Annotated in this window: 10 protein-coding genes; 3 read left to right on the forward strand and 7 right to left on the reverse strand. The window is 28.1% G+C overall.

What is annotated here, in order from left to right; genetic code table 11:
- Both BM384_RS13055 and BM384_RS17740 read left to right on the forward strand, forming a co-directional pair.
- Positions 1 to 296 (forward strand): transposase (locus BM384_RS13055; protein ID WP_139232115.1); only part of this gene is annotated, 296 nt, incomplete at its 5' end.
- A 113-nt stretch (positions 297 to 409) separates the two neighbouring features.
- Complete coding sequence (locus BM384_RS17740; RefSeq protein WP_175537381.1) at positions 410 to 559, forward strand: hypothetical protein; 150 nt, start codon at positions 410 to 412, stop codon at positions 557 to 559.
- Between the two features lie 23 nt (positions 560 to 582).
- Here the strand turns inward: BM384_RS17740 and BM384_RS13060 are convergent, their stop codons facing one another.
- The 7 genes from BM384_RS13060 to BM384_RS13090 form a co-directional block, all read right to left on the reverse strand.
- Positions 583 to 2037 carry an aminotransferase class I/II-fold pyridoxal phosphate-dependent enzyme gene (locus BM384_RS13060; RefSeq protein ID WP_090014255.1) on the reverse strand — a complete coding sequence of 485 codons (1455 nt, stop codon included), beginning with the start codon at positions 2035 to 2037 and terminating at the stop codon, positions 583 to 585.
- A gap of 10 nt (positions 2038 to 2047) precedes the next feature.
- Complete coding sequence (locus BM384_RS13065; RefSeq protein ID WP_090014257.1) at positions 2048 to 3247, reverse strand: M16 family metallopeptidase; 1200 nt, start codon at positions 3245 to 3247, stop codon at positions 2048 to 2050.
- 2 nt (positions 3248 to 3249) lie between these two features.
- Positions 3250 to 4635: a thioether cross-link-forming SCIFF peptide maturase gene (scfB, locus tag BM384_RS13070; RefSeq protein WP_090014259.1), complete on the reverse strand. Its 1386-nt coding sequence runs from the start codon at positions 4633 to 4635 to the stop codon at positions 3250 to 3252.
- A gap of 131 nt (positions 4636 to 4766) precedes the next feature.
- Positions 4767 to 4904: a six-cysteine ranthipeptide SCIFF gene (scfA, locus tag BM384_RS13075; protein ID WP_003371542.1), complete on the reverse strand. Its 138-nt coding sequence runs from the start codon at positions 4902 to 4904 to the stop codon at positions 4767 to 4769.
- 113 nt (positions 4905 to 5017) lie between these two features.
- Positions 5018 to 5341, reverse strand: a complete 324-nt coding sequence (locus BM384_RS13080) for a hypothetical protein (protein WP_207650724.1) — start codon at positions 5339 to 5341, stop codon at positions 5018 to 5020.
- Positions 5342 to 5345: 4 nt separating this feature from the next.
- Positions 5346 to 6551 (reverse strand): alanyl-tRNA editing protein, encoded by a 1206-nt coding sequence (locus tag BM384_RS13085; RefSeq protein ID WP_090014264.1) that lies wholly within the window; start codon positions 6549 to 6551, stop codon positions 5346 to 5348.
- 13 nt (positions 6552 to 6564) lie between these two features.
- Positions 6565 to 8019, reverse strand: coding sequence for a MocR-like pyridoxine biosynthesis transcription factor PdxR (locus BM384_RS13090; protein WP_090014266.1), 1455 nt, complete (start codon positions 8017 to 8019; stop codon positions 6565 to 6567).
- A gap of 236 nt (positions 8020 to 8255) precedes the next feature.
- Between BM384_RS13090 and BM384_RS13095 the strand changes: the two genes are divergently transcribed.
- A partial coding sequence (locus tag BM384_RS13095) for a transposase (RefSeq protein WP_090014268.1) occupies positions 8256 to 8522 on the forward strand: 267 nt, incomplete at its 3' end.

Below are 8522 nucleotides of genomic sequence, written 5' to 3' on the forward strand. Positions count from 1 at the left end.
CTGATAGTTTATATTCATATAAATCTTTATCTTCCTATTGTAAGCTCAATCATATAGCAATTCCAAAAGGAAAGCATAGTTTCAAAGGTTTTAATATTCAAAAAATAAATAGTATTCACAGTAATATAAAAAGATTTATATCAGTTTATAGAGGTGTTTCTACTAAATATTTAGCTAATTATTTATCCTTATTTAAATATATTTTTGATGAAATTCAAGAATATCCATTATTTATAAAGGGAGAACATCCTTATATAAATACGAACTTTAAAGGCCGTCCACCTATATTTGAATAGCTAGTTTCATTTATCACTTTATTTAGTAATTGAGCCTTTAATAAATAATTATACTGATTTATCTGTAAAATTATTGTACAATTGTTTTATATTCACTTAGGAGGTTCTTTGTTTTGAGCACATTAGTTATTATTGTTGGAATTATACTTATGATGTTAGGAGTGAGAAAAGAAAATAAGACCTTAAGAAATATAGGAATTTTCATTGCAATTATTGGCTCTATTATAAGTGTTACTTTCCCTAATTTTTTAAGTCTAAAATAAAAGAAAAAATACTGGCGCTATATTTAGTCACCAGTATTTTTATTATCAATCTTACAAACACTTATTAAGCTATCTTTAATTCCTAAAACAGTAATATTATCTTTAATACATTCATCTATTTTCTGTATAAGATAGGAATCTATTTTTTCTCCAGGACTTGCTATAGGTATTCCTGGTGGATAAGGAACAATGGCTCCCTTTAATAAATATCCTTCAGATTCTTTATATTTTTTATATTCACCTTCAATATTAAAAACTTCATAAGGCTCTAAAACCTTAGTTGGTGTATTTTCAAATAGATTTATTCTATTTTCCATTAACTCATCTTTAAATAGCTCCATATTCATATCTTTTATTATATTATATAAAGTATTTAAATCTTTATCAGCATTATATGGTGAAAGAATCAAAACTACTCCATCTGAAAAACTCATTTCACACTGAACCCTCTGCTCTCTTAAATATTCTAAAAGTTTTCCTCCACTATAGCCCTTAGGCAAAATTAAAATATATCTACTTGAGTCTATTTCATAACCTTTAGGTAAATCTTCTTTTGCTAATATATGAACCTTATTTAAAGCATTTATTTTTTCTCTATATCTATTAGCTTCATCTATAAGATTTTCATAATCCTCTTTTCCGTAATTATCTAAATAAAATCTAGCATAATCTAAGGATGCCATAATAAGATAGGATGGTGAAGTTGTCATAAATGCACTAACATAAAAATCTAATTTATTATCCTCTAAGTTACTTAAAAGATAAGATCCACCTGTTAATGCTGGTAATGTTTTATGAGCACTAGTAATTGTAATATCAGCTAAAGAAGCAATATTTTTAGGTAACTTTTCTGTAATACCAAAGTGCGCTCCATGGGCTTCATCTATAATAACTTTTAATTTTCTTTCTTTTATACAGCTTATAGCTTTTTCTAAATTATAAGAAATTCCAAAATAATTAGGAGAAGTTAATATTATTCCTTTAGCCTTAGTATACTTATTTACTGCATTTATTATAGATTCTTCATTTGGAGGTAAAAATACTCCTGAAGATTTATCTAGCATAATAGAGCCTATAACTTCAATCCAATGCACCTTAAGTTTTCTCATAATAACAGCATTATATATAGATCTATGACAGTTTCTCTCTAAGATTACTTCATCACCTTCTTCAAAGCATGAAAAAATAGCTGCTAAATTTCCACCTGTTGTGCCATTAACTAAAAAATAAGCCTTTTTTACATTATAAGTTTTAGCTAAAGCTTCTTTAGCTTCCTTTATAACACCTTCTGGATGATGAAGATTATCTAAAGGGTCAACTTCTGTAATATCAAGATAACCTAAGTTTTGTGCAAAGTATTTACCCATTTCTTCTCTTTCAAAGGCTTTCCCTGCCTTATTTCCAGGCATAGAATATAAAATATTATTTTCTTTATGATAATTAATAAGTTCATTTAATAGTGGTAAATCTTTTTCCATATACTACTCCTTAACTTATTATTTCTATAGACTTTTTATCTAATACTTTTTTTGCTGTATCATAAATAAACTTTCCAGTTATATCATTAAAATCTCTATAAGCTTTATCATAAGCCATAGCATCTTTAAACATAACACCATAGGTTGCTACTAAATTTGTATATCTTATGCTTTGTTCTTCTTTAAATAGTTTTTTAATTCTTATGCTTTTTATTAATTCTTCTATTTTACTATCACTTAAGATTTTAATTTCATCTATTGACTTATCTACTTCCTTTAATGCTTCTTTTACCTTATCCTTTGAAGTAGTAAACATTATTTTATAAAGCTTTATATAGCTTTCATAAGAAATAGTTGTAAGTACATCATATACAAGACCACTCTTAGTTCTTAGCTTGTCAAAGAGTAATGAATTAACTCCTTCTCCAAAATACTCATTAAATATTCTAAGGGCCTTTATTTCTTTTTCTGAAAGGTCACTTATATCAAAGTTTATCTGTACTCTGCTAATTTTAACTCCATCTCTCCTATCTTTAAATACACCAAAATTAATGTCTTTATAGCATTCTTCATGGAGAATAACATCATTTTCACATTTCATATTTTTAAAGTATTTATTAACTATTCTTATTACTTCTTCAGCCTGAAAGCTAGATGATATAGCTATAGTCATATTTTTAGGAGAATAATACCTTTTATAAAAGTCCTTTAAATCCTCTAATTTAATTTTATTTAAGTCTTCAGCTGTTCCTATTATCGGGTACTTCAATCTATTATTCTGAGAATTAAAAAGGAGCTTGTCCTCGCAAAACTGATCAAGCTCCTCATCCCATTCTTTTAATTCTTGTTTAATAACATCCATTTCTTCATTAAATCCTTCTATACTAAAAACAGGATTTATTAATATATCTGAAAATAACTCTACTCCCTTTTCGAAGTCTTCCTTTAATGATGTTCCGTAAAAGACAACGTAAGGATAATTAGTCATAGCATTTGTAAAACCAAAGATTTTACTAGAAAGTTCATTAATCTCTGCTTCTGTTCTATTTTCAGTTCCCTTGTAAATCATATGTTCAACAGCATGGGCAACTCCTAGAATCTCTCCATCCTGAGCTGCCCCTGCATTTAATGCAATTGAAATTGATGTTAAATCTGAAGTTCCTTTAATATATATCAGCTTAATTCCATTATCTAATATATATTCCTTCATTTTTATTTTCCTTCTGCTTCTCTTAATATTTCAAGTTGTTCAGCCTTAAGAGCTATAGCACATTCTATTCTCTTCTTTTGCATTTTACATCCTATTTCATAAGGAATGTTCATGTCTCCATTGAAGTTTACATTGTTAGCTTGGCATCCACCACTGCAGTAGAATCTAGCCCAACAATCTCTACATTTAGGCTTATTGTAAATATGTGCTTTCTTAAATTTCTTAGCTAATTCTGAATCGAAAGTATCTTCATATATATCACCTAATTTATATTCTTCTTTACCAACAAATTGGTGACATGGATATACTTCACCTTGTGGAGTAATAGCTACATATTCAAAACCTGCTCCACATCCTGATATTCTCTTATATACACAAGGTCCACCTTGTAAATCAATCATGAAATGATAGAAAGTATATGGATCACCTTCATATAATCTTCTTCTCATATCTTCATATAACATATCATAGTTTTTATTGATTGTTTCTAAATCTTCTTCTCTTATTGCTAAGTTATGTCCATCTTCAAGAACAACTGGTTCTATTGAAATTTCTCTAAAGCCTTCATTTAACATAGCTTGTACGTCATTGAAGAAATCAGGGTTGTTTCTAGTAAATGTTCCTCTTACATAGTAAGTTTTACCCTTAGTTCTCTTTGATATCATCTTCTTAATATTAGGTACGATATCGTCATAAGAACCTGTACCATCAGCCTTTATTCTTGTTTTATCATTAATTTCTTTTCTACCATCTAATGAAAGGATTATATTACCCATTTCTTTATCCATGAAATCCATCATGTCATCATCAAGAAGTGTAGCATTAGTAGTCATTGTAAATCTAATATTTTTACCCCACTTCTTTTCATTTTCTCTAGCAAAAGCTATAACTTCTTTAAGTTTATCCATTATTAGAGTTGGTTCTCCACCAAATAAGTCTATTTCGATATTCTTTCTAGGACCGCTTCTCTTTATTACATATTCTATTGCTTTTTTAGCAGTTTCTACAGACATAACTCCACCATGTCCATGATATTCACCTTCATCTGCAAAGCAATATTTACATCTTAAGTTACATCCATGAATAACATTTAGACATATTGCCTTTATGTAATCTCTATCATCCATTGAGCTGTGTGCTATTTCTTCATATTGATCTTCAGAATAAATAACTCCATCTTCAGCTAATTCTTGAATTTCATCATATGCTTCAGAAATTTCTTCTTCGTCATATTTTCCTTTTAACGCATTTAAAACATCTACCTTAGTCTTAATTCCGTTATCATCTAATATATCATAAACAAGTTCGTCAACTAAGTGAACTGCTCCTGTATTTACATCAAGAACATAATAATTTCCACCTTGCTTAAATTTGTGTATTAATGCCATTTACTTTCCCTCCAAATAGTGTAAAAACTAAAAATTAATCTCGCAACCTAAAAATTACGAGATTTCTTTTGCAATAAGCATATTGATGGCTTAAAACTTAAGCCATCAATAAAATCTTCTTCTTTCGCTATTTAGTTTTCACATTCTAAGTTTGCTACTGTACAAGAAGTTTTGCAAGCTGATTGGCATGAATTAGCGCATTCCTTGCATCCTGGCTTACATAAACTGTTCTTTATGTTAGTTTTATTTATTGTTTTTATGTGTTTCATTACTTTAACCACCTTCCTGTTTCCATGATATTATACCATAGCTAGTAATTCTATGAAACAAATTTTTTAATTTTTTCTTACTTTATTATTATATTGAGCATTTATCCAATTTATTACTGCAAATTTTCTATAAGAGATACAAATTTTTTTCTTCCAATTCTCTCTAAATATAAATTAATAAGAAGTTGCATATTCATCTTTTTATATCCCTTTACTCCATTTACAAAAATTTGTTCAATTGACTCTATAAACTCTTCTTTATCATTTTCCAATTTTCTAATTAATTCTTCTGATTCAAATAAAGTAAGATCATGAATCATCTTTTCTCTAAGATGCTCTGTAAATTCTTCTGCCTGCTTTCTTTCTTCATCATTTAAATCAGAAGTATCGTTATTTAAAATTTTCATAAAATCCATCATTTGTATTTTTCCTTTCAAAACATTATAAACTTTCTTTAATAATGGCTTCAGCATGTTTTAAAGCTTCTTTTAAATTCTCAGGTTTCTTTCCTCCACCTTGAGCTTGAACATTGCTTCCTCCTCCTCTTCCATCAATAATACCTATACTTTCTTTAAGTATAGCCCCCATATTTAATTTATCTAAGTTTTTAGAACATACAAATAGCAGATTTGCTTTTTCTACATCTTTGCATCCAAATAATACAACTGTATTATCACTTTCAGTTAATTTTTCTGCAAGCTTTGATAAGTATTTATTATTTTCATTTTCAAATTCATTTATTATTAACTTGATATCCCCTATCTTTTCTGCATTACTTCTTAAGTTTTCAGCTTCGTATTTAGATAAAGATATTTTTAACTTCTTATTTTCTTCTTTAGCTTCTTCTAAATTATTTTTTAAAGATTTAACGCTTTTTATAACTTCATCATAACCAGTTGTAAGTTCTATACTCACTTCATCTAAAATATTGCTTCTATCTAAAAACTCCTTAACTGCTCTTGAGCCTGCTAAAAAGTATACTCTTGTGTTTCCTTTATGCTTTTCTGCAGTCTTAATTTTAATCATTTGAAGTTCAAGAGTATTAGATGGATGTACTCCACAACATGCATTTATATCTAGATCCTCTATTTTTACAATTCTTATACTTTCATCATCTGTTGCAAGTTCTCTTCTAAGTCCCATTTTAACTGCATCTTTTCTATTAGTTAATAAAAAATTAACTTTATGATTTTCACCAATAATCTTATTAGCTAATCTTTCAGCCTTTCTTATCATTTCCATAGGAACTTGACCTACTATATCAACATAACTAATATCATGACCTAAATGAATTCCTGCTGTATTGTGATTAAATTCACTAAAGAATACTCCAGATAATACATGCTGACCTAAATGTTGCTGCATTCCATCAAGTCTTCTTTCCCAGTCAAGCTGTCCTTTAACCTTTGTTCCAACTTCAATATTCTTTTCTAAGACATGATAAATATTATCTTCCTCTTCAATCATATCTATTACACTTATTCCATTAATAGTTCCTCTATCAGAGACTTGACCTCCCCCTCCTGGGAAAAATGCTGTTTTATCTAATAAGATTTCAAATCCCTTTTCACTTTCTCTTGTTTCTAATACTTCTGCTTCAAATTCTTTTATGTATTGATTTTCATAAAATAACTTTTCTGTTGCCATAAAAATACACTCCTTATCCTTCTTTACTTAATTTATCTACAGCTTCACCAATTATCTTTATTCCTTTTTCTATGTCGCTGTCACTTACCCTTCCAAATCCTATTCTTAAAGTATCTCTTCCTTTTTCTCCGCTATAAAATATATCTCCTGGCATGAATATAACGCCCCTTTTATAACATATATCCAAAACTCTTCTAGCATCTAGATTATTTCTTAGTTTTATAAAAATATGTAGTCCACCTTCTCCAGTTACATATTCACAGTCTATATACTTAGTTACATTTTCCATAACCAAATTATACTTATCACGATAAAACTTTCTAACATTTTTTAAATACCTTCTAAAGGCTCCACTTTTTAAATAATAATAAAAACAACTTTGATCTAAAAAAGATGAATGTATAGTCCTTCCCCTTTTCACACTTTCTAATAAATCAATTAGATTTTTATCAGCTAAAATCCATCCAATTCTAAGACCAGGAAATAAAATTTTAGATAGACTCCCTACATATATAATTCCATTTCCTTCTCCCCCTAAAGCAGCTAAAGGTTCTATAGGTGAACTTGAATATAATAATTCTTCATTAAAACCATCTTCAATTATAGGTACGTTTTTTTCTTCTAAAAGCTTTATAAGTTCTTTTCTCCTATCCCCTTTTGTAACAATTCCAGTTGGATTATTATAAGATGGAATTAAATAAGCAAAGGAAACTTCATATTTATCTAACGCTTCTTTCAAGGCATCTATCTTTATGCCACCTTTATCTATAGGAATCTGTACAATCTTAAGTCCATGAGATTCCATAATTTTAAGTGCAGTATTATGAGTTGGCTCTTCACATAAAATAACATCTCCCTTTTTAGTTAAAGATGAAAGAATAATATCAAAGGCTTCTGTAAAACCATTAGTTACTAATATATCCTTATCTTTAAGGCTTACACCTTTACTCTCCATATATTCATATAAATATTCAATTAAAGGTTTATATCCCTTAGCATACCCATAATTCAAAAGATTTTCTTCTTCATTACTCCAAGCATCTAATAAAGCCCTTTTAAAATCATCTTTATTAAAAAGACTTGATTCAGGAGCAATAGATTTAAAAGAAATCATACCCTTTTCATAAGGCAATTCAGTCTTTATAATATCTTTTTCTCTTAAAAGTCTACTATAATCATTTATTCTACTATTCCAATCCACATTAATTTCATAACTTTCTTTATGTACATCAACAGAAATGAATGTCCCCTTGCCTCTCTTAGTAACAATAACTTGCTTGCTTTCTAAGTCTTCATAGGCTGAAACTACCGAATTCCTACTTATATTTAAAAACTTACTTACTTCTCTTGTGGAAGGAAGTTTACTTCCTTTAGTAAGTACTCCATTTTCTATACATAGAAGTATATGATTTTCAATCTGCAGGTAAATAGACTCTTTATCATTTAACTTTAAATTAGAAAAAATCACTTCTTAAAGACACTCTCCATTCTATGTTTAATTTAACATATATTAATTTTACGTTTATCATATAAAAAATTCAAACAAAAAGTATGTCTTAAATCTAAAACTTTATAGACATACTTTTTTATTTTCATCTTTATTAAATTTTTTATTTATATAAAAACTCTTAAGCCCCGATAATTATTTGGACAAAGCATATTAGTATAGGTTATACTAAATATAGTAATTATTGGAGGTAATTTATGAAAGGAAAAACTTATTCAGAAGAATTTAAGAATCAAATATTAAATGAAGTGAAAGAGGTAGGTAATGTTTCTTTAGTTGGAAGAAAACATGGAATATCTACTAGTACAATTTTTACTTGGATAAGCAAATCAAAGAATAAAGATAAGATTAAGGTAAAACCAGGTAGAAAAGCTTTGATTGAGGGAAAGAATAGTATAGAAGAATTAAATGAAGTAACTCAGGAAAATGATAAATTAAAGAAAATATTAGGTGAAAAAGACTTA

Source organism: Clostridium sp. DSM 8431 (genome assembly GCF_900116755.1).
In the GTDB taxonomy this organism is placed as follows: Bacteria; Bacillota; Clostridia; order Clostridiales; family Clostridiaceae; genus Clostridium.